Genomic DNA, 22,849 nt, shown 5'->3' on the forward strand with positions numbered 1-22,849 from the left:
TTAAAAAGCGATAGGTTCACTCCTATCGCTTTTATTTCAAGAAGTTTATAACTTTGTAAAAATTCAAAACCTATGTTAGAAAATAAAGACCCACAAAGAACTCCGATTGACCAATTAGGAGAATTTGCCTTAATAGATCACTTAACCAAACATTTCGATATCAAACATAAATCAACAATTAAAAGCATTGGTGACGATGCTGCTGTGTTAGATTTCGAATCTAAAAAAGTAGTTGTCTCAACTGATTTATTAATCGAAGGAGTACATTTTGATTTAGGATACGCACCTCTAAAACATTTAGGTTACAAAGCTGTTGTTGTAAACATTTCGGACATTTGCGCAATGAATGCAAATCCAACTCAAATTACAGTTTCAATTGCAGTTTCTAATCGTTTTCCATTAGAAGCTTTAGAAGAATTGTATGAAGGAATTCGTTTAGCATCTAAATTTTACAACGTTGATGTAATTGGAGGAGATACAACCTCATCGACTTCAGGTTTAATTATTAGCATTACAGCTATTGGCGAAGCAAATGAAGAAGAAATTGTTTACAGAGATGGAGCGAAAGACACAGACTTATTAGTTGTAACCGGAGATTTAGGAGCAGCTTACATGGGATTACAAGTTCTTGAAAGAGAGAAACAAGTTTTCTTAGTAAACCCGAACAATCAGCCTGATTTAGATGATTATACTTATCTTATCGAACGCCAATTGAAACCAGAAGCTCGAAAAGATATCAAAGAGTTATTAGAAAAATTAGAAGTTAAACCAACTGCAATGATTGATATTTCTGACGGTTTATCATCTGAGATTTTTCATTTAACAAAAAGTTCTAAAGTTGGATGTAATGTTTACGAAGAAAAACTTCCGTTAGACCCGCAATTAATCAATGTTTGTGAAGAATTCAATCTAGACAGCACAACTATTGCAATCAACGGCGGAGAAGATTACGAATTACTTTTCACCATTAAAATGTCAGATTACGATAAAATAAAAGCTAATCCGCATTTAAATGTCATTGGTCATATTGTGCCAGAAAACGAAGGTGTTCATATCATCACAAGAGAAAACACAAAAATTCCTTTAAAAGCTAGAGGTTGGAGTGCAATTTCAAAAGATGAAGACGAATAAAAAAAAATTAAAAGCGAATTTATAATTCGCTTTTCTTAAATCAAAAAAACTCATAATAATGAAAAAAACATTTCTTTTATTTCTATTGCTTTTTAGTCTTAGCACATTTGCACAAAACAAATCGAAACAAATTGAATTCACATACGCTAATCAAAAAATATCCGGAACATTAAAAAATAATTTTAAAAATTTAATCTATGAAATCGAAGTAAAAGTTGACAATAAAGAAGTTGAAAAATTTCTAATAGAAAAAATGAATGATATAACAATCGATAACGAAGCTTATATTTCATCATTAAATGATATAGACACGAATCTAAGTACAAACCCAAGCAACTTCAATAACGAACCGAACCCAAATTTTAAAAAAGAATGGATATTATTGAAATTTTTAGTTAAAGGCGATTATAATTTATATTCTTATGAATTATCAAATTTTACGCAATTTTATTTTAGTTCACCAACATCGAAACAAATTGAACCCTTAATTTACAAAGAATATTTTATAAATCACAGAACTACAAAAGCTAACAATCAATTTCAAAATCAATTATATAAAGATGCGCCTCAACCTGAATTAGGATTTTTAGAATATAAAAAAATCGAATACAAAAAAGATAAATTAATAAAGTATTTCAACAAACTAAATAACTACGATTTAGAAAAAGGAATCACGAAAACAAAGTTTAACTTTTCTATCTTTGGAGGTGTAGTATTAAATAAATTTGACTCAAATAAAATAGGTCGAAATACTCCACAAGAAGCATTATTGTACATTATCGGTTATAGTGAAAACTATTACATCAAATCAACAGAAAATTATACATCACCAACTATCGGAGTCGCTGTAGAAATACCTTTTAGTAACAAAAATCAATCAGCTGTTTTTGCAGATGCTTCACTATCAATTTACAATCAAAAATTTCAAATAGACAGACAATACACTGAAAACCATCCATTAGGATATAGTAATATCAATTACGAATTGAAATCTAAAGTAGTTTTAATAAATGCTGGATATAAACATTATTTTAAAATTGTAGAGAATTTTGAAATTTATGGTGAAGGAGGTATTACCTTGACAAATTTTATTAATAGTAAGAATATCGCCACTTGGGAAACAGAGAATGGTAAAAGAAGTGATTCAGGATTTAAGAGTTCAACTAATTTTGGAGGAATGTTGGGTGTTGGATTGAAATTTAATAATCATTATTATGTTTCAGCCAGATTCAAAAAACCTTTAGAAACAGGAAATACAATGCAAATATTTACTTTAGGATATACTTTTTAAAATCAACAACAAAAGCTTTAGAGTTTCTTCCTACTCTAAAGCTTTTTTGTTAGATTAAAAATTTGAAAAATTGTTTAAAAACCTTATTTTTATTGGCATGGAAAATAAGTCGTATTTAAAAACCTTAAAACCAAAAAATGAGCTTTTAAAAAAAGTAATCGCTTATTTTTATTTTCATGTTTGTGAAGAAGAAAACCATTCGGAATCTTTTTATTTCTATCCAAATTACCTTCATGCTGTAACCATTTATCTTGGAAACAAAGTAACTTTGAACTACGACCCTATTTGCTCAAACATAGAAAAAGACGCAAATCCAAAATCAATTACTTGTTTATACACCGTTAATTCGAAACATAAAACATTAGTAAACATCAATGGTTCGTTTCATAAAATTGGCATTGTATTTTATCCATTAGGTTTTAATCATTTCATTAAAAAACCACTAAATGAGTTGATGACAAAGGACTTCATGAAAATTGATTTGAGCGAATCGTTTAATGAAGCTCTTCAGAAAATAAACAAAAACGATGATTTAGAGAACCAATTAGAAGTTATAGAAAAAGAACTTTTAAAACTTTACCAACCTTTTCAGGAACCAATTCTTAATGATTCCATTCGTGAAATCATTCTTTCCAATGGTGCGATAAAAATTAGTGAACTAGAAGAACAATTTCAAACCAATAGAAAAAAACTTTTACGTTTATTTAAGAAACATACCTTAATCAGCATGGAAGAATACAAGAAAATGGTGATGTTCCGAAATTCATTAAATTACGCTTTACAAAACAAAGAAGAAGCAAACTTAACTGATATCGCACTTTTTGCAATGTATTACGACCAATCGCATTTTATAAAACATTTCAAAACCATAACTAACGAAACGCCAAAAACCTTGCTGCCAAAAATCAATAAATTAGGCAACGAAGATTTATATTGGCATTTTTTTGAAAAATAATTACATGTGTCTCAATTTTACAATTCTTTGATTTGAATCATTTCTATTTTTGATAAAAATTAAAACATGTGAATTATGATACGCTTCTTTATTTACCTTACGACATTATTGTTAAGCTTTGTTTTATTTGCACAAAATGACTCGATAAAACCGAACTTACCAAAACTAACCTTTGAAATCGCAGCTGGTCTTGGAACTGGAAATTATGAAGTTCAAAACCAACTAAACTTAAACGGAAATGCAACTTTGTTAAGCATGAATTTAATGTATCGTGCTTCAAAAACATTGGAATTTGGCTTAGGATATTACCAATCTACTTTTAATGCTAATACAATGTTCGAAAATGAATGGAGCGAAATTTCAAGAACTTCTACTTTAGTACCCGTTCAAGCAAGATTTCATTTCGATTTATTCAACACTTACAATTCTCCGTTTGATTTTTATGTAGGAATTGGTGCTGGACCAAACTTCGCAATTAAAGAAAAAATCGAAAGTAGTATATCTACAATTACAGATAAATCACAAAAAACAAATTGGAAATATTTAGTGAATTTTGGATTAAACATTGCGCTTAGCAAACAATCGTTCTTCACAATTAATTACACAAATTTAGGAGATATGAACGCAACTAAATACAACAATATTGAACGTAAACTGAACTCAGGAACGGTCAATATGGGATTTGGATATTTCTATTAAAATCAAAAAATAAATGCAATTAACCGCAAAAACAGAAAACGAAATCATAACAATCTTTGATTCAAAAAATGAAATCGTAGGTAAATTACTCATCAATTTAAAATCAAAACAACATCAAATTATTATCACCGATAAAACCTATCAGCTTATCCAAGAAAAATGGTTATGCAAAGTCATAGAAAACAATAAAACTATTTATCATCTAAAAACCGATAAGTTTTGGGGAACGATAAAAATTGAAGAATTAGATAAAGAAATTAGAGGCATTTTTGGATTTACATGGGGAACTCAATTACGTGATGCACATAAGCAAACGCTACTAAAAATCAGAACCGAAAATCAAATAAAAAACAAAGGAAATTACATCATTCAATTAGATAAAGTAAACATCAATCCAATTGAGATTTTAATGACTTTATACGGACATATTGTTGGTTCTATCGCAAAGCAGGCTATTATTTTACACACCTAAAAAAATGAAAAAGATTATTAAACACAGCTTAATCGTATCATTTTTAGCCTTAATACAAATAGCTACAAATGCTCAAACCCGTTTTTTAGATTGTACAAATCAAAACCCGCTACAGAATGCAATCGTAAATGAAACTTCTACAAATAAATGGTTAGGAAACACGGATGAAAACGGCAATATATAAATTCCTGAAAATATTAATTCCATCACAGTTTCACATCCAAACTTTGGTACATTGTCAATAAATTCATTTGCAACTGTTGTTTGTATGGATGATAATTCAACAACATTAAAAGAATTAGTCATCGAAAATGGTCCAACGGTAAAAAAACAACTTTTGACAATTTTCGAAAATTCATACAAAACTTTTAAAAAAGATAATAAAGGTAAACGCTATTATCAAATTGATTTTAATATAAATGAAAATCAAAAAAAACTTGAAAGTTTCAACGGAATTTTAGCATTAGGTAATGTTCTTAATACAACTTTCAATAACTATTCTTTATATTGGGATTCAGAAATTAATAAAAACACAGTTTACCAAAAACTTCCAAGTTATGAATATATTTCTCATACAGAAGAAGGCGTTTTTACTGATAAAAGAACTTATCAATTGGTAAAAGATTTTATAGAGAATAACAAAGTTCAAAAAATTGGTGATGAATACGTTGTTTATAAAGATTCTGATGATGATTTTATAACTTTTACTATCGATTCAGAAAAAAAACTTATTTCAAAATATCAAAATACATTGGTATTAAAACGAAATAAACCAGCTCAATTTAACTCAAACGACAAGGTATTAATGGGGAAAATTGAAGTTTATTTCGATACAAACGACCAATATTATATCAAAACATTAAGTGTACAAGAAAAGTATTCAATCGAAAATAACATCATTGATTCCAACAGTTTTATCAAACAATTAAAACTAACGAAAGAAGAACAAAAAAACTTAGAAGGTAAAGGAATCATAGGTTTTGTTGTTGATTATGTAGAAAAGAAAAAAGCAATTTAAAATAACAATCATAAAAAAAAGCCGACTTTTTCAAGTCGGCTTTCATTTTTTGAATCAGAAATTAGTTATTTCCTTTTTCCATTTTAGCTTTTAATTCTGCTAAAGCATCGATATCACCTAAAGTAGATTTCTCAGCTGTATTACTAGCATTATTATTGTTAGATTTCTCTTCTTGAGCTTTCACATTTTTGTCTTCTTCCTCACGGAAAATAGCAGTATGAGAAGCTACAACTCTTTTGAATTCTTTATTGAATTCAATTACTTTGAAATCAGCAGTATCACCTTTTTTCAATTTCTTTCCGTCTTCTTTTTCTAAATGACGAGTAGGAATGAAAGCAACGATATCATCACCAAATTCAACAGTAGCACCTTTGTCAATTACTTCAGCGATAACTCCATTGTGGATAGTTCCAACAGCGAAAGCAGCTTCGTACTGATCCCAAGGATTAGCAGTTGTTTGTTTGTGACCTAAAGATAATTTACGACCTTCAACGTCTAATTCTAAAACAACAACTTCTAATTTGTCACCAACGCTTACAAATTCAGATGGGTGTTTGATTTTCTTAGTCCAAGATAAGTCAGAGATGTAAACTAATCCATCAATTCCTTCTTCTAATTCTACGAAAACACCAAAGTTTGTAAAGTTACGAACAACACCTGTATGAACTGATCCTACAGGATATTTTCCAGCAATTCCAGTCCAAGGATCTTGAGTTAATTGTTTGATACCTAAAGACATTTTACGCTCATCGCGGTCTAATGTTAAGATAACAGCTTCAACTTCATCACCAACTTTTACGAAATCTTGAGCAGAACGTAAATGCGTTGACCAAGACATTTCAGAAACGTGGATTAAACCTTCTACACCTTCAGCAACTTCGATGAAAGCACCATAATCAGCTAAAACAACAACTTTACCTTTAACTTTGTCACCAACAGTTAAGTTAGCATCTAAAGCATCCCAAGGGTGAGCGTTTAATTGTTTTAAACCTAATTGGATACGTGTTTTCTCGTCATCGAAATCTAAGATTACAACGTTTAATTTTTGATCTAATTCTAAAACTTCAGATGGGTGGTTGATTCTTGACCAAGATAAGTCAGTGATGTGGATTAATCCGTCTACACCTCCTAAATCAATGAATACACCATAAGAAGTAATGTTTTTAACAACACCTTCTAATACTTGACCTTTTTGTAATTGACCAATGATTTCTTTTTTCTGTACTTCGATATCAGCCTCGATTAACGCTTTGTGAGAAACTACTACGTTTTTGAACTCATGGTTGATTTTCACAACTTTGAATTCCATAGTTTTGTTTACAAACTGATCGTAATCACGGATTGGTTTAACATCGATTTGAGAACCTGGTAAGAATGCTTCGATTCCGAATACGTCAACGATCATACCACCTTTAGTTCTACATTTTACGAAACCATTAACGATTTCTCCAGTTTCATTAGCAGCGATAACTCTATCCCAAGCTTTGATAGTACGAGCTTTACGGTGAGATAATACTAATTGTCCGTTTTTATCTTCTCTTACGTCGATTAAAACTTCAACTTTATCACCTACTTTTAAGTTCGGGTTGTAACGGAATTCGTTTAAAGAAATTACACCTTCAGATTTAGCGTTGATATCAACGATTGCATCACGGTCAGTAATTCTTACAACTACACCTTCTACAACTTCTTCAGCATCTGTAGAGATAAAAGTTTTTTCTACTAATTCTTCGAATTCTTGTAATTGAGTTTCTTCAACAGCATCGATTCCGTTTTCGTAACGTTCCCAATTAAAGCTTTGTAAGAATTCTTCTGGATTTTGTGTTTGTTCAGACATGTCTGATAATAAATTTGTATTCTGTTTCAATTGGGTTTTCAATGGAAATTAAAAACAGAAGCTGTTATAAATTGAATTTAAATGCTTTACAAAAAACCCTTAACCATGTAAAACGTTTGCAAAATTACAAATTAATTTGAATCCAACATACTAATTTCTAATTTTTTAGGCACAAAAAAAGCATCTTTTTCAGGATGCTTAAATTTTTTAAAAATTCGTAGTTAGATTTAGTGTAAATCCAGCTGCTTCAGGTACGTATCGACAAACGCCACCAACACACATCATTCCACCTCTTTGACGACCATAACTCGCTGCGATTCTTGTGGCACCTTTTGTAAAAGCACCTCCAAAACTGTAGTAATGTAACTTTTCACTAGGTTCGTTTGTTCCATAATTGTAAATATCATGTATAAAAAACGACCAAGTAGAATTGGGTACATATTCAGCTGTTCCTCCTGCCCAATTTCCACGTTCAGAATCAGCCCATTGATGCTGTAACTCTAACCGAACTGATTTTGTTCCAGATAAAAAATACGTTCCTTCACCCGTTAAAGTATTAGCATTAACCAAATAAGGCTTCTCTACTAATAACGCACTATTATAGAATTGATTTAAATACGAAAAAATAGTCGAGAATTTATCAGATATCTTCTTACGATATTCAACACCAAAATCTTTGTAATATTTAGTTCCAAATCCAAAAAAATCAGTTTTCAAATCAACCAATTCAATATCTTCACCAAATTCACCTTTAATATTTTTTTTAGAGATATAATTTTTTAAACCCGCCCAATAAGAACCGTTAATTGCAATACTCGCTCCAGTTTCTCCTCCAAAAAAAGTAGATGGCTCTAACTCAAAATAAACATCAAATTGACCACCAATCTCTCCTTGTTTTTCTCTACCTGTTAGATAATAAATCATTTGCGGCTGCGACTGATAAACAAAAATATTTTGAAGAGAATGATCATATTGTTTTGTTAATGAGGGAACATAATTAATCATACCCGTATTATACAAATTTCCTTGCAAATCTCTTTGTGAGAAAAAAGTAAAATTCTCCAATCTTCTCAAATTTAAATTAGCAGCAAATAAACCAGAATTATATCCCATATTCGCATAATAAGCACTACCATCTCTTAAAATATCAGGCTGAATATTTTCTTCAACATGAACATCTTTGGACTTATAAAGATACTCGAAGCTAACATTAAATTTCTCACCTATATACTCAACTCTTGGTCCAAAAACATTTGTTAAATTTGGAACATTAGGATATAATTCACTTATATTTTCATTCCTCCCAACGTAAGTAGCACCAAATTTAAAATCATAAGTTTCAGCTTTTAAGAAATTTGACAAATCAACTTCTAAATCAGCACCAAAAATACTACCATCAGAAAGGTCTAATCCCATTCCAATACGTTGTTTTCCAGCTAATACTTTAGCTGTTATAGATTCTCCAAAACGATATTTAATTTTAGCCCCAAAAAGAGCATTATTTATTCCCAATGCACGATCTTCCCAAAAACGAAGCGCTAAACCACTACCAAATTGCTCATAGATATGCCCAGCAGTTACATCAATTCCTTTTTCATAATTATTATATCTTGCATACAAAGTTCCTATATTGAAATTTCTTAATTCTGGATTAAAATTCAACAAAGCTTTGGGATAATAAGCTTCACCTTGCAAACCAAATTCAAAATTTTTGATTGTATAATCAATCTTTATATAATTATTAGAACGGAAGCGTTCATCATTTTCTTTTTCATTTAATTTTATTTTTTCATCATCTACATAATATTGCGAATTAGATTCAACCCCCACCCTTAATTGTCCATAACTTATTGATGTTAAAATCAATGAACTAGCCAACACAATCTTTTTAAACATAATTGAAATTAGATTTTAACTTTATTTACTTAACTAATGATTGTAACTTCTTATAAATATCATTTTCAATTCCAGGTGTATAATTTGAATGTGAATAAACTATTTTCCCTTCATATACTATAACCGTATAAGGCACATTGACAACATTCATTGCTCGTTTCAACTCTTGATTATCATCTATTAAAACCGTATAATCCCAACCTGCACCAGAAACCTGAGACTTTACTCTATTTTTCGTACGAGCATCATCAATTGAAACAGCCACTAACTCAACACCTGTTTCTTTTTGCCATTTAGCATAAACCGAATTTATAGCCTTCAATTCCTTAATACAAGGCCCACACCAAGTGGCCCAAAAACTAATAATTACAGGTTTTGATTTGGAGTTATAAGATGATAAATTAATCGACTTACCATCTAAAGTTTTCAACGTTACATTAGGCAATTTACTTTGCGCAAATGACAAAGTTGAACACAAAAAAAATACAAATAAAAAATTTCTACACATTATAATTAAGGTATTAATAAAAAAATCAAATTTATATAATAAAATATTCAATCCAACTTTTTTTTTAAATAAAATTAATTTATATATTTACAAACCTTAACATTAAACTAACATATAAATTAATCTATAATGAAAAAAAGAATTTTAATTGGAGCTTTTTTAGCAATAACACTTGGTTTCACTTCTGTTTCTTGTTCTAGCGACGATTCAAAAGAAAGTAAAACAGTTGAACCAGGAAACGGAAATACATCTGTAAAATACCAACATAAAGTATTAATAGAAGACGTAACAGGCACATGGTGTCAATGGTGTCCAAGAGTCACCTATTCGATCGAAAAAGCATTAGAACACGAAACATTAGGAAACAAAATAATCCCTGTAGCCATCCATTTTGGCGATCAAATGCAGATTCCAGCCGGAGGAACTTTAGACTCCTTTTTTGATGTTCAAGGGTATCCTTTCGCTCTTATCAGCAGATCAGAAGAATGGAGAAGTCCTCAAAACAACAATTTAGCTCAAGTATACAATACAATACAAAAAAACGGATCAACTGTTGGAATTAAAATAACTTCAGAATTAACCAATACAGGCGGCTCAGTTTCTGCATCTTTCAAATTCTCTGAGGGTTTTTCTGATTTAAAATACAGCATTTATGTAATTGAAAACGAAGTAGTTCTCTCTTCTAGTCCGCAAAAAAACTCAACAACTTATTATGGAGGTAATGGAAACCCACAAGCCCCATCTTCTCACCCTGAATTCATACACAACGATGTATTACGAGCAGTTTACGGAACAGCAACAGGAAACAGCCTTGGAAACGCAACAGCTGGCCAAGAGATTTCTAAATCTGGACAAAATGTTTCTTATACATTATACAATAAGGACTTGTCAAAAGTTGAAGTTGTTGTGTTTGTAACAGATTCTACCGGAAAAGTATTAAACGTGCAAAAAGCACACGCAAACGAAACTGTTGAATATCAAATTTTAAATTAAAACAAATTAACTTCTTTGTTTTCTAAAGGAGATAATTTTACAAACCATAAAAAAAGCTCCGATAAATCGGAGCTTTTTTATATTGAAATAAAAGATTATTTCTTCTTTTTTCCACCTTTTTCTGCTTTTGCAGCTTCTTGAGCAGCTTTCATAGCAGCACGAGAAATTCTTACTTGAGCAACAACTGTATTGTCTGGGTGTAATAACTTGAAGTTATCTGTAGGAATAGAAGTAACGTATAATTTGTTACCCATTTCTAACTCAGTAATATCAGCTACAACGAAGTCAGGTAAGTTAGCTGGTAAAGCTCTTACTTTTAATTTACGTTGGTTTAAACGTAAAACACCACCTGCCATAACACCTTTAGAATTTCCTTCAACTTTAACAGGAACTTCCATAGTAATTTCTTTTGCAGCATCCAATTTATAGAAATCGATGTGTAAAATTTTGTCAGATACTGGATCAAACTGAATGTCTTGTAAAATACAATCAACAGTATTTCCGTTTAATTCAACTACAACCGTATGTACGTTTGGAGTGTAAACTAAGCTTTTAAAAGCTTTCTCTTCAGCTGTGAAATGTACTGGTTCTCCTCCTCCGTAAATTACGCAAGGAACCAATCCAGCATTACGTGCAGCTTTAGTAGATACTTTACCCACGCTTTCTCTTTCTTGTCCTTTAATTGAAATTGATTTCATTTTAATATATATAAAAAATTAATAAAATACTACATTATAAATTTGTTACTAATCGAATTGTTATTTTGCACCATATGCATCACATCCGCAAACAAACTTGCACAACTTAAAACTCTAATTTTATCGCTTTGACGTTTCAATGGAATAGAATCTGTAACGATTAACTCAGTTAAACTTGAAGCTTCAATTTTATCTAAAGCATTTCCTGATAAAATAGCATGTGTACAAATTGCTCTCACACTCAAGGCTCCTTTTTCCATCATTACATCAGCCGCTTTCGCCAAAGTACCTCCAGTATCAACCATATCATCAACTAGAATTACATTTCGACCTGTTACATCTCCAATCAATTCCATAGTTTCAATTACATTTGCTTTTTTACGTTGTTTATAACAAACCACAACTTCAGACCCTAAATATTTCGCATATGCATAAGCTCTTTTAGACCCCCCCATATCAGGTGAAGCAATAGTTAAATTTTCTAAACCTAATGATTCTACATAAGGCAAGAAAATGGTTGAAGCATATAAATGATCTACTGGTTTTTCAAAAAAACCTTGAATTTGATCTGCATGTAAATCCATTGTCATCACTCGAGTTGCACCAGCAGTTTCTAACATTTTAGCTACTAACTTCGCTCCTATTGGCACACGTGGCTTGTCTTTTCTGTCTTGACGAGCCAATCCAAAATATGGAATAACTGCTGTAATATGTCGAGCAGAAGCTCTTTTTGCAGCGTCAATCATCAATAACAATTCCATCAAATTATCTGCTGAAGGAAATGTTGAACAGATTAAGAAAACACGAATTCCTCGAATAGACTCTTCAAAAGAAGGCTGAAATTCACCGTCACTATAATGTGATAAAGTTACATTTCCTAATTCGATACCGTAATTTTTAGCAATACGCTCAGCTAATTCTTTACTTTGTGAACAAGCAAATATCTTTGCTTCCGGTTCAAAGTGTGTCATTTTAATTTAGTTTGGTAGTTAGTTGTTGTGTTCTGCTTTTTTAAAGCGTTGCAAATTTAGTAATTATATTTTAATGTTGAATATTTTTTTATTTTTTATTTGATTTTAAAAATATTGTTTTACATTTGCAACCAGATAACAGATATGTTATGCCTGAGTGGCGGAATTGGTAGACGCGCACGACTCAAACTCGTGTTCCTCGGAGTGTGGGTTCGATTCCCACCTCAGGTACAAAAAACCTCAATCAATAGATTGAGGTTTTTCAATTTTATATCAATCCGTTTACTTCTTTAATTGCGTTCGCACTGTTTATAAATTTAATTTTATCAGAATCAGATAATTTAATTTCGAGAATTCCTTCAACGCCATGTTTTCCAATAATACACGGAACTCCAATGCAAACACCATCAATTCCAAATTCACCTTGTAGATAAACAGAATTAGGCATCAATTTCTTCTTATCATTTACAATCGTATCAACTAATTCAGTAACTGCTGCGCCAGGTCCGTACCACGCTGAAGTTCCTAAAAGTTTAGTTAATGTAGCTCCGCCGACCATAGTTTCTTTGATAACTTCTTCAAATGCTTCATTTGTTAAAATTTCAGAAATTGGAATTCCTTTATAAGTTGCTAATTCTTTAATCGGAATCATTGTTGTATCTCCATGACCGCCAATTACCATTGCTTCAATTTCGTTAATCGGCTTTTGTAATTTTTTACTCAAGAAATAACGAAAACGATTTGAATCCAAAATCGTTCCCATTCCAATTATTTTGTTTTTTGGTAAACCCGAAGCTTTCAAAGCAACCAAAGTCATCGTATCTAACGGATTCGTCACAATAACAAAAACGGCTTTTGGTGAGAATTTTATAGCATTTTTAATTACAGATTCAACAATAGAAACATTAACCGCAACCAATTCTTCACGGCTCATTCCAGGTTTTCTTGGCTGCCCCGAAGTAACTACAATTACCTCACTATTTGCAGTTTTTGAATAATCATCAACTTCTGGATAAATTAAGGTATCAAAACCTAAAGCTGGCATTGATTGCGCTAAATCCATAGCTTTACCTGCTGCTAAACCTTCTGCAATATCTAATAAAACTATTTCAGAAACGATGCCTTTCATTGCAATAAATTGCGCACAAGTTGCTCCAACATTTCCAGCTCCTATAATACTTACTTTCATATTCTATTTTTTAGTTGTTTTATTGTTTTGATAACAAAATTAAAGTTACAAAAAACGCACAACTTTTAGGTTTTACGTTTTAGGTTATTCAATTTATAATGAATTATATCTTTTAATCAATCTTCTATCTGTGGCCACAATAATTGAATAAAGTTTCTTAAAATTTGACAACGCTTGCTTTTTAGCTTCTAATTCAATCTGCTCATTTTTAATAAAAGTTGTTTTAGAATCCAATTCTACTTTTTGAAGTTGGTCTGGACACAAAAAGTTCATATGAAAGGCTTCAATTTTTTTTGGATATTCTTTAGTTATTTTAATCGAATCAGCATGTGAAAATGAATTCCTCATTTCATCTTTCATTTTTATTAAAATTTTAAATTCACCCTCTTTAATTAATTTTAATTCTTTTAATTTTTTAATGGTTTCGTTTAAATTTTTTGCGTCAAATTCATAAGATGAGTCTAACTTATCAATATAATTATCTGATAAAAAAGTCACACCTAATAATCCATGCTTTATTATTCCTAATTTACAAAATCTTTCTAATAAAAATGACGTTGTTGTCAGTGCAGATATATAATTTTCTAAAACAAGATTTTCTAAAATTTGATAAATTACACTATATAAATCTGTAAATGCTTGAAGTTTTCTATCTGTTTGAGGACCCCCTAGTTCATAATATTCAATATATTTATCAAGATTTTCATTTATCCGTTTAAACATTAATTCTTTAATCATATAACCCTAAATAATTGTTTATTATAAAAATACAAAAAACGCACAACGTAAAAGCTGCGCGTTTATATTAATTATCGGTATTTAAATTCTTTAAAACTTTTTTGTAGTTTTTAGAAGTAATTATATCGTTATCTTCGGTAATAATTAAACAAGCGTAATCTGGGTAATTATTTAACAATTGTAAACCAGCTTCAGCTCCTAAAACCATAATTGAAGTACTAAATGCGTTTGCTGTTTCTGCTTCCGGACCTAAAACCGTAACACTAGTTAAACCCGTCGCCGGAATTCCTGTTTTGAGATTGATAATATGCGAATAACGAATTCCGTCAATTAAAGCAAACTTTTGATAATCGCCCGAAGTACACATTGCGGCATTTCGAACCGGAAAAGTTCGTAAAATTGCCCCATTTTTAAATGGATCGCGCAAACCAATCAACCAACTTTTTCTATCGGGTTGTCGTCCCCAAGAAGCTAAATCGCCAGATGCATTTACAATACCGCCTTTTATTCCTAATTTCAACATCAGTTCACGGCCTTTATCTGCTGCGTAACCTTTTCCGGTGGCACCAAAACCAATTTTCATTCCTTTTTTTGACAGGAAAATCGTAGATTCAGATTCGTTTAAAATCACATTTTTATAACCTACATTTTCAATGCTTTTTTGAATCGCTTCTTTCGTAGGAAGTTCATCCATTAAACCATCAAAACTCCAAATTTTATCCATTGAAGCAACAGTAATATCAAAAGCTCCATTTGTGATTTCAGAGAATTGTAATGCACGTTTCGTTAAATCAAAAACTTCTTTATCCACTTTCACAGGTTTTATTCCTGCATTTTTATTGACTTCAGAAATTTGAGAGTTTGGTTTCCAATCTGAAATCAATAAATCAATACGAATAACTTCTTCAAAAACCTGTTGAATATAATTTTCAGCCAAAGCTTCGTTTTCAGCCACAATAGAAACATCAAATGAACTACCCATTAAAACGGTATCGCGTTTTACCAATACTTGAGCAAAGGCATTTTGAACTAGTAAAAACAAAATTCCGAAAAGCAAACTTTTTTTAATCATAACTAATAACAATCGGTTTTGATTTGATTTTGTTCTTTATAGAAAGTTAGTGATTTATCGTTATGCGTTGCAACAATTTTATCTAAAACAACTTCTACATCTTTTTGCATTTTTAACGAACCACAAATCATAATAACAGCTCCTACAGCTAATTTATCAGCAATTAACTGCGCTTGTTCTTCTATAATTTGCATGACGTATTTTGGATTTTCTTCACGAGAAAATGCAAACGTAAAATCAGTTAATTGTTTTTTCTCTTGATGTGATTTCGCAAAAGCTTCGTAACCTAAAACCGTTTCGTTTCTATGGCGGAAACCAACAAACAAATGCATTTCTTTATGAGAAATATTTTCGTTAATCATTCCTAAAAACGGAGCAATTCCAGTTCCGTTTCCAATCATAATTACACTTTTGGCATCTGTTGGAACGTGAAAATGTTCGTTTGTAATGATTCTAGCTTTTAATTGATCGTTTTTTTGTAAACGATGTAAAAATTGTGAACCTAAACCAAACTCATGTAACTTAACAACCAATTGTAAATTTCCGTTTACTTTAGCAATCGAATACAAACGTTCTTGTGCATCGTTTGCTGGATAAATTGCAAGTAAATCGCCTGATTGGAATTTCTTTTTGGTTTGTAACGAAATTTGAAAAACCGAATCATTGGCATTCTTCTTATTTTCAAGAACGGTGAACTTACTTAATTTTGGAAGTTTCATTTGGTAGATTGCCGAAACGTTTTCGATTTTAATATCAGAAATTTCGTTGTACGCATTTACCCAATTCACGAATTCTGCAACTGATTTTTTATTTATCGTATGAATTTGTAATTTACGGTTGAAGTTATTTTGCTGTGTTAACATCGTATCTACTTCAAAAGCGAAAGCACAGAAATCGGCATATTTAGTTGAGCCAAAACCTAAAACAGAAAAATGGATATTTTGCGATTGCGGAAATTTGGCAACCAATTTTTTAAACTGACCGGCATTTGAAGGCGCTTCTCCCAATCCGTAAGTTGATGCTAAAACAATCAATTCCGAAGCCTTTGGAAATTGTTGATATTCGTTTAAAGTTGCGAAATATGATTTCTTACCTGAATTCAAAAATTGCTGGTGAATTCGGTTGGCAAAATACGTAGTACTTCCACCTTCCGAACCGACTAAAATAACAATTTCAGCGTCGGTTGGTTTAAATTTATTTTTAATTTTTACCGATGTACGTTTAAAGGTTATCACAAATCCGGTATAAATAAAAACCAAAATATTTAATGAAGCGATTCCTAAAATAATGGCCCAAACGGCATTGGTTCTTCCTGTATGTAAATCTAAACTCAAGGTTTCAAAAACGGTTTCTTTAGGATAAATAATTTCCGAGACAATTTCACCTGTTATTTGATTAACTTGAATTTCTTTATCTTTTAATTTAATTCGGAAAAATTCTTCTGGGTCATCACTAAACGGAAATTCAATTTTAGTTACATCACTTAAAAGCGTTTCTTTAAAAACAGGAATATCTTCCAAAGAAAATTCTTCAGTTGAATTTGATTCGTGTGAAATTTCAACCAATTCAGGTTTTGAAATCACATCAAATCGTAACATAAACAAATAACTTCCGGTTAAGGAAATAATTAAAATTGGAATTAAAAGTAATCTTCCGGCAACTACGTGAAAATATTGCGCTGAGAAATCACTGATTACTTTTGAAAAGAAATTACGAATTCCCAATTGTCTTTTTATAATTAAAACGGTTCCAGAAATGGTGATTAATAATAACAAAAAGGAAACGAATCCAACAATGAATCGTCCAGTTTCGTGTAAAAATAACGAACGATGAAACGAAGTTACCCATTCAATAAACTCTGATTTTGGTTTTGGTTGAGCCAAAATTTCTCCCGTAACAGGATTTACTATGGCTTTAAAATCTTCGCCTTCGTCATTAAAACCTTCTGCAATTACAGAGTTTGTTGCATCGATATTCAATTCTAATATTTCCGGAAAAACCTTGCGCAACCCGGTGATGGATTGCGCTACAGTTATTTGATTGAAATTTTCTATGCTTGGTGCCGATGTTTTTTCATAAGCTGCATCAACTGCTAAAATGGTTCCGGTAACAGAAGCGATTAGCAAAAACAGAAATGAAAAAATGGCTAAAACTAAATGGGCGAATCGCCAAACAGATTTCGTCATTAGAAAAAATAAGATTATTGAACTTTAGATAATTTCACGTAACGAATATAACCTGTTCCGTCAGTTTTTTTAGTAACAGCTTCAGTTGTAAACGGAATTTCTAAATCGCTAATGTAATTTTTTTGGTCTTCAACCGATGATTCAAAACGAATCTTATATCCTTTATTTATTTTAGCTTCATCAATGGTAAAAGTAAAAGTTGAACGGTCACCACCAGCTACTGAAGCTCCAGTAATCGCATTCAATTTTTCTTTTTTCTTAGAAAGTTTAGCAAACCAATCTTTAAACCCGTTGTACCATTTTTCGTCTGGTCCCATCATATAAAGTGTTTTTTCTGCATTTCCTTTTGCATCAATCAAAGAAACAACAACATAAGCTTCTAAACCGTTGTAGTTCGACATTTGCAACATTCCTTTATATTTTGTTGCTTGTGCTGATGCTTGAAAAGCAAAGAAAAATAAACAAACTACGATTAATGATTGTTTTATAAATGGTTTCATTTTTATTTGATTTATGATATTTCTATTATTTTAAAAAATCGATATTAATTGCATTTTTCTGAAGTACTTCATTTTCTGAAGCTAAATCATAAGCTGTTTCGTCAAATTCAGTTTTGATGGTTACATCTGCTCCTTTTTCAACTAAATATTTAAGAATTTTATCATCTTTTGCGATTAAAGCGGCTTTATGTAAAGGAGTCATTATCTCTTCATTAACCGCATTTACATCAATTTCGTATTTTTCTAATTTTTGTAATAATTTCAAATCATTTTTAGAAACAGCCAAATGTAAAATTGAATTTCCATCTTTTTGTAATTCCTTAAAATCAACTCCAGATTTTTCTAATACAGTAATTTTATCCGAAAATTCATCTTTTTGATTTGGACGTAACGGACGATACGATTGAATTAGATAATAAGTAATGATATTTCCAGAATTATCTCGAACTTGAATATCTGCTTTTTCTGTTATCAAAGTAGAAAGAACATCTGAAGAACCATTATTTACCGCGAATGATAATGCAGACATTCCATTATTATTCCTTTGGTTGATGTTTTTCGTTTTACTTAAAACCGTTTTCAGCATTTCAACATTTGTACCTTTAGCAGCTTCCATTAAAACGGTATTTCCTTCTTTATTCGTTTGGTTTACATCAACACCTTTCGCTAAAAAATAAGCTACAATTTCTTGTTGGTCATTTTTCTTAACTAAATTGTGAAGTACATTTTCGCCGTTATCACCAATTGTTTTAGGATTTAATTTTAAATCTTCAACTAAATATTTATAAAATTCTAGGCTGTTAGCATTTGAACGAGTTCCTTCAGAAGCAAAAATTAAGGCTTTGTTAGTTGGCTTAATTCCTCGTTTTTGAAGTTGCTTTAAAATATCAACATTTCCGGTACGAGCAGCATAATCAAAAACTGTATTTCCGTTGGCATCAACATCAGAAAGTTTTAATCCTTTAGAAAGTAAATAATCTGTTAGAGCTAAATCTTTATCATATCCGATTGCCATTAAAAGGAAGTTTGCTCCGTTGGCATTTTTATAATTTGAATCTAATCCAGCATTAAAAAACGATTCGTAAATATCTTTATTTGTTTGACCGTTTGATGCAGCAAAAGCCAATGGCGTTGCTCCTTTATCATCTGTACGATTAATATCTGAACCTTTAGAAATTAAATATTCTACTAATTCAACATTTCCTCGACTTGCTGCCCAATGAATATATAATCGCCCATCGTGAGTCGTTTTATCAACACTGTTTCCATCTTGGTCAATTAGATAAGTAATTGTTTCAAAAGGCGCATTATTGTTGATAGCGATACTTACAACATCGTGATTTCCTCTATTTGCTTCTGCAGGATTATTTCCGTTTGCAATTTCTGCTTTAACAGTTGTTAAGTCAGGAGATTTCTTCCAAAAATCAGCATTCAATAATGCGTTCTGAGCATTTGAAAAATAGGTTGAAAATAACAATGCGATTATAAAGATTCTTTTCATAATGATATATTTAATTACGTTCTTGTAATTTAGACTTAATAAAAACAAGGCAAATGTACAAAATAAAATAATCTTTAACCAAGGAATGCCAAAGATTAATTTTAATAATCTCAAAATATATTCATACCTTGTATTGAATCTAAAATTTATACGATTATGAGCAAGAAGAAAGACAAAAAAGGAAAATCAGATTTAAAGAAAGAAATCAAACGTCAAGAAAAGACAATCAAAAAGCACAAAGAAGTAATTAAATCGTATAAAAAATTAATTAAAGAATACGATGCTATCACAAAACGTTTCAAAAAAGATTTAAAGAAATTTGAAAGCTATTTGGAAGAAGAAGAAGAAAACGAATTGACCGACGAAGAGCTAGATGCGCTTGTTCAACAATTCGAAAATGAAAAAGATGAAAAAGAGGACGAAGACGATAAGTAATAAATGAATCAACAAGGTTTAACTATTGATGAAGCCAAAAAGAAAATTGAATATTATTGCGCTTATCAAGAACGTTGTCATAAAGAGGTAGTTGAAAAACTAAAATCTTTAGGAATGTTTGAAACCGCAATCGACCATATCATCAATCATCTTTTAGAGCAGAATTTTTTAAATGAAGAACGATTTGCCAAAGCATTTACACGCGGAAAGCACAAATTTAAATTTTGGGGAAAACGTAGAATCGAACAAGAATTAAAATTCAGAGATATTTCGTCATATAACATCAAAACGGCAATGAAAGAAATTGAGGATGAATATCTTGTCAATTTCTACAACTTGGCCGACCGAAAATGGGAAACCATTAACGAAACTTCAATAGAAAAAAAGAAAAAAAAATGGATTGACTATCTTATTAGAAAAGGTTACGAAACCAATCTCATTTTTGAAGCTTTAAAAAATTACGATTAAACTTCCAATATTAATTATTGGAAGTTTTTTTATGGCCAATCCTTCCACTGCGTTACAGGTCGGGCTGTCCGCACTCGCTTTTCACAAATTAAAAATTTGCAAAAGAGCTCAAACAAAGCTTCCATTCCTTTTGCGAAGTTCTATATTAAAGACATTCGAAGAAACAACTCTATATAATGAATCAGATAGCACGGATTTACAATCCGTGCATAAAACGAATAATCAAAGCTAGCTAACGGTAAAAAATCAGCTCATTTTTATAAAATATTTTGTTTCAAATTAATTTTTTTATATATTTAACTGAATTTCAATTTTTTTTATGAAAATCTTCTATATTTTATCTTTTTTTACTTTAAGTATTAATTTGGTTTTTTCACAGCCAGATTGTGTTACTGACATTTCAGTACGTTACGCAACTATTTCAATTTTTACAAATTCTGGAAAAATTTATTCGTATGGATTAAATGATTACGGACAAGTTGGTAAGGGCACTAATATAAATCAAACGGTTCCTTTTGAAAGAACAGAAACAAATAATTTCGCTTCAATTTCTCATGGTTGGTTTCATTCTGCAGCGATGACAAGCGAAAAAAAAATTTATACTTGGGGAAGAAATGGTCATGGACAGTTAGGCAATAATACAACCACTGATAGTAACACTCCTTTATTAGTGAATACAGATACTGATTGGAGTAAAGTTGTCGCATCTAAGTTCTCAACAGTAGCCTTAAAAGATGACGGTACAATTTGGGGTTGGGGAAATAATGCAGATTATTCACTTTTTGATACAACTGAATTATTTTCCTATACCACAACGCCAATTCAATTAAGCCCAACGAATGATTGGGCCGATATTACAGCAGGTGCTGGTAGTACTTTTGCCATCAAAAAAAACGGAACTTTGTGGGCTAGTGGTTATAATGGGAAATACAATTTAGGTTTACCTAATTTAAATTATTTTTACTCAACCTTAACTCAAGTTGGTACCGCAACAGATTGGAAAATGGTTAAATCATCAATCGATACTAATTTTTCAATTGGCCAAAAAACAGATAATACGTTATGGGGTTGGGGAGATAATGTACATGGAGCAGTAGGTGTTTCTCAAACTCCATATATTACTCAACCTACACAGATTGGATCAGCAACTTGGAATGATTTTGCTGTAGGTACGAATGTAGTAGCCGGTATTCAGGCTGATGGTACGCTATGGTATTGGGGAAAGGGTCTGATGAGTAATACAAATGGTATTGTTTACCCAACTACTACTTTAATACCCATTCAAGTAGGAATTCAAAATAATTGGATTAAGGTGGCTGCTGGTGAACACTCTATATATGCACTAAGAGATGATTATACAGTGTGGGCTTTTGGACATTATAATTATAATTATAATTATGATGTTACGCCACAAACTCAAATTGCAACCTCAAATCCTCAACTTATTTATCAATGTTTAAATTTTCTTTCTACAAACGAAAATGAATTATCAGATATAATTATTTATCCAAATCCTACTACAGATAAATTATATTGGGCACAAAATATCGAAATTCATAAGGTTGTGATTTTTGACATGACAGGAAAAAAAGTATATGAAAATTTAACAGATATTAATTTTGTAGATGTATCTCGCCTAACAAATGGAACTTATTTAATAAGATTGGAAAATAAAGATAAATCATTCTATAATTCAAAATTTGTAAAGAAATAAATCATCTTTTTTATAATAGCATTAGATATAATTTGACTGTATTCAATTTTTTCATACTACATAAAACCCGATCGCGCGGATTTGTAATCCGTGCCTTAAAACCAATTAAACAAAGCGAGCTGACGTAAAAAGTCAGCATGTTTTATTATAAAAAGGAGTGCTATTGCTCTAAAATGATTTAGGATTCACAAAGTTATAGATAACAAAAAAGTCCTTTACTCTTCAGTAAAGGACTTTCAAAAAAAAGGCAGCGACATACTCTCCCACATTAAAATGCAGTACCATCTGCGCAATCGGGCTTAACTTCTCTGTTCGAAATGGGAAGAGGTGAGCCCCGACGCAATAACCACCTTAAGTCTTTGTTTAAGGTTCAACGTTTTTTTTGTTTCAGGTTAATCCTTCAACGTTAAACTTTGAACTTTAAACGCAGCTTTGCTGCAATATTGTTAACATATTTAAGATACTTTTCTTATTCATTTTGTAGATGAAGTTTGAGTTTTTTTTCTTTTCTCTATCTTCTATTTTCTTAACGTATAAAGCAACTCCTTAGAGCACATAAGCTTACGGGCTATTAGTA

22 protein-coding genes, 1 tRNA gene and 1 rRNA gene are annotated in these 22,849 nt (G+C 31.0%); 12 read left to right on the forward strand and 12 right to left on the reverse strand.

Annotated elements, in window-relative coordinates; all coding sequences use genetic code 11:
* Positions 1-72 precede the first annotated feature (72 nt).
* The 7 genes from thiL to EG240_RS01480 all read left to right on the forward strand — a co-directional run bounded on the left by thiL (position 73) and on the right by EG240_RS01480 (position 5,566).
* Positions 73-1,131: a thiamine-phosphate kinase gene (gene thiL / locus EG240_RS01450; RefSeq protein WP_125016668.1), complete on the forward strand. Its 1,059-nt coding sequence runs from the start codon at positions 73-75 to the stop codon at positions 1,129-1,131.
* A gap of 58 nt (positions 1,132-1,189) precedes the next feature.
* Positions 1,190-2,422, forward strand: coding sequence for a hypothetical protein (locus EG240_RS01455; RefSeq protein WP_125016670.1), 1,233 nt, complete (start codon positions 1,190-1,192; stop codon positions 2,420-2,422).
* A gap of 97 nt (positions 2,423-2,519) precedes the next feature.
* Positions 2,520-3,377: a helix-turn-helix domain-containing protein gene (locus EG240_RS01460; protein WP_125016672.1), complete on the forward strand. Its 858-nt coding sequence runs from the start codon at positions 2,520-2,522 to the stop codon at positions 3,375-3,377.
* 75 nt (positions 3,378-3,452) lie between these two features.
* Positions 3,453-4,076 carry an outer membrane beta-barrel protein gene (locus EG240_RS01465; protein ID WP_125016675.1) on the forward strand — a complete coding sequence of 208 codons (624 nt, stop codon included), beginning with the start codon at positions 3,453-3,455 and terminating at the stop codon, positions 4,074-4,076.
* A 13-nt stretch (positions 4,077-4,089) separates the two neighbouring features.
* On the forward strand, positions 4,090-4,548 hold the full coding sequence (locus tag EG240_RS01470; protein WP_125016677.1) for a hypothetical protein: 459 nt from the start codon (positions 4,090-4,092) through the stop codon (positions 4,546-4,548).
* A gap of 4 nt (positions 4,549-4,552) precedes the next feature.
* Positions 4,553-4,732 carry a hypothetical protein gene (locus EG240_RS01475; protein WP_125016679.1) on the forward strand — a complete coding sequence of 60 codons (180 nt, stop codon included), beginning with the start codon at positions 4,553-4,555 and terminating at the stop codon, positions 4,730-4,732.
* Positions 4,733-4,783: 51 nt separating this feature from the next.
* Positions 4,784-5,566: a hypothetical protein gene (locus tag EG240_RS01480; RefSeq protein ID WP_125016681.1), complete on the forward strand. Its 783-nt coding sequence runs from the start codon at positions 4,784-4,786 to the stop codon at positions 5,564-5,566.
* A gap of 61 nt (positions 5,567-5,627) precedes the next feature.
* On the opposite strand, the gene rpsA is transcribed toward EG240_RS01480, so the two are convergent.
* The 3 genes from rpsA to EG240_RS01495 form a co-directional block, all read right to left on the reverse strand.
* A complete protein-coding gene (gene rpsA, locus EG240_RS01485) occupies positions 5,628-7,403 on the reverse strand; it encodes a 30S ribosomal protein S1 (RefSeq protein ID WP_125016716.1) in 1,776 nt (591 codons plus the stop codon).
* A 207-nt stretch (positions 7,404-7,610) separates the two neighbouring features.
* On the reverse strand, positions 7,611-9,299 hold the full coding sequence (locus tag EG240_RS01490) for a DUF6029 family protein (protein ID WP_125016683.1): 1,689 nt from the start codon (positions 9,297-9,299) through the stop codon (positions 7,611-7,613).
* Between the two features lie 25 nt (positions 9,300-9,324).
* Positions 9,325-9,765 carry a TlpA family protein disulfide reductase gene (locus EG240_RS01495; RefSeq protein ID WP_235830314.1) on the reverse strand — a complete coding sequence of 147 codons (441 nt, stop codon included), beginning with the start codon at positions 9,763-9,765 and terminating at the stop codon, positions 9,325-9,327.
* Between the two features lie 171 nt (positions 9,766-9,936).
* Between EG240_RS01495 and EG240_RS01500 the strand changes: the two genes are divergently transcribed.
* Entirely contained in the window at positions 9,937-10,800 is an 864-nt protein-coding gene (locus EG240_RS01500; RefSeq protein ID WP_125016687.1) for an Omp28-related outer membrane protein, read from the forward strand.
* Between the two features lie 95 nt (positions 10,801-10,895).
* Here EG240_RS01500 and EG240_RS01505 read toward each other — a convergent pair whose 3' ends face one another.
* Together EG240_RS01505 and EG240_RS01510 are read right to left on the reverse strand one after the other, a co-directional pair.
* Positions 10,896-11,498 (reverse strand): 50S ribosomal protein L25/general stress protein Ctc, encoded by a 603-nt coding sequence (locus EG240_RS01505; protein ID WP_125016689.1) that lies wholly within the window; start codon positions 11,496-11,498, stop codon positions 10,896-10,898.
* 29 nt (positions 11,499-11,527) lie between these two features.
* Positions 11,528-12,469 (reverse strand): ribose-phosphate pyrophosphokinase, encoded by a 942-nt coding sequence (locus EG240_RS01510; RefSeq protein ID WP_125016691.1) that lies wholly within the window; start codon positions 12,467-12,469, stop codon positions 11,528-11,530.
* A 151-nt stretch (positions 12,470-12,620) separates the two neighbouring features.
* Between EG240_RS01510 and EG240_RS01515 the strand changes: the two genes are divergently transcribed.
* Positions 12,621-12,700: transfer RNA gene (locus EG240_RS01515), tRNA-Leu, on the forward strand.
* A gap of 37 nt (positions 12,701-12,737) precedes the next feature.
* Here the strand turns inward: EG240_RS01515 and EG240_RS01520 are convergent.
* From EG240_RS01520 to EG240_RS01545, 6 genes are all read right to left on the reverse strand, one after another.
* Positions 12,738-13,658: a malate dehydrogenase gene (locus tag EG240_RS01520; RefSeq protein ID WP_125016693.1), complete on the reverse strand. Its 921-nt coding sequence runs from the start codon at positions 13,656-13,658 to the stop codon at positions 12,738-12,740.
* Between the two features lie 93 nt (positions 13,659-13,751).
* Complete coding sequence (locus EG240_RS01525; protein WP_125016695.1) at positions 13,752-14,396, reverse strand: hypothetical protein; 645 nt, start codon at positions 14,394-14,396, stop codon at positions 13,752-13,754.
* A gap of 67 nt (positions 14,397-14,463) precedes the next feature.
* The gene (locus tag EG240_RS01530) at positions 14,464-15,468 is read right to left on the reverse strand and encodes an FAD:protein FMN transferase (protein WP_235830315.1); all 1,005 of its coding nucleotides are present in this window, start codon (positions 15,466-15,468) and stop codon (positions 14,464-14,466) included.
* Between the two features lie 2 nt (positions 15,469-15,470).
* Positions 15,471-17,654 (reverse strand): PepSY domain-containing protein, encoded by a 2,184-nt coding sequence (locus EG240_RS01535; RefSeq protein ID WP_125016697.1) that lies wholly within the window; start codon positions 17,652-17,654, stop codon positions 15,471-15,473.
* A gap of 14 nt (positions 17,655-17,668) precedes the next feature.
* A complete protein-coding gene (locus EG240_RS01540; protein WP_125016699.1) occupies positions 17,669-18,154 on the reverse strand; it encodes a DUF2271 domain-containing protein in 486 nt (161 codons plus the stop codon).
* A gap of 25 nt (positions 18,155-18,179) precedes the next feature.
* A complete protein-coding gene (locus tag EG240_RS01545) occupies positions 18,180-19,655 on the reverse strand; it encodes an ankyrin repeat domain-containing protein (protein ID WP_125016701.1) in 1,476 nt (491 codons plus the stop codon).
* 156 nt (positions 19,656-19,811) lie between these two features.
* Between EG240_RS01545 and EG240_RS01550 the strand changes: the two genes are divergently transcribed.
* From EG240_RS01550 to EG240_RS01560, 3 genes are all read left to right on the forward strand, one after another.
* Complete coding sequence (locus EG240_RS01550; RefSeq protein WP_125016703.1) at positions 19,812-20,090, forward strand: hypothetical protein; 279 nt, start codon at positions 19,812-19,814, stop codon at positions 20,088-20,090.
* Between the two features lie 3 nt (positions 20,091-20,093).
* Positions 20,094-20,558, forward strand: coding sequence for a regulatory protein RecX (locus EG240_RS01555; RefSeq protein ID WP_125016705.1), 465 nt, complete (start codon positions 20,094-20,096; stop codon positions 20,556-20,558).
* A gap of 319 nt (positions 20,559-20,877) precedes the next feature.
* Positions 20,878-22,272 (forward strand): RCC1 domain-containing protein, encoded by a 1,395-nt coding sequence (locus EG240_RS01560; protein WP_125016707.1) that lies wholly within the window; start codon positions 20,878-20,880, stop codon positions 22,270-22,272.
* 242 nt (positions 22,273-22,514) lie between these two features.
* On the opposite strand, the gene rrf is transcribed toward EG240_RS01560, so the two are convergent.
* Positions 22,515-22,626, reverse strand: a 5S ribosomal RNA gene (gene rrf / locus EG240_RS01565).
* Between the last annotated feature and the right edge of the window lie 223 nt (positions 22,627-22,849).

The sequence above is a fragment of the Paenimyroides tangerinum genome, assembly GCF_003865405.1.
GTDB classification, from domain to species: domain Bacteria; phylum Bacteroidota; class Bacteroidia; order Flavobacteriales; family Flavobacteriaceae; genus Flavobacterium; species Flavobacterium tangerinum.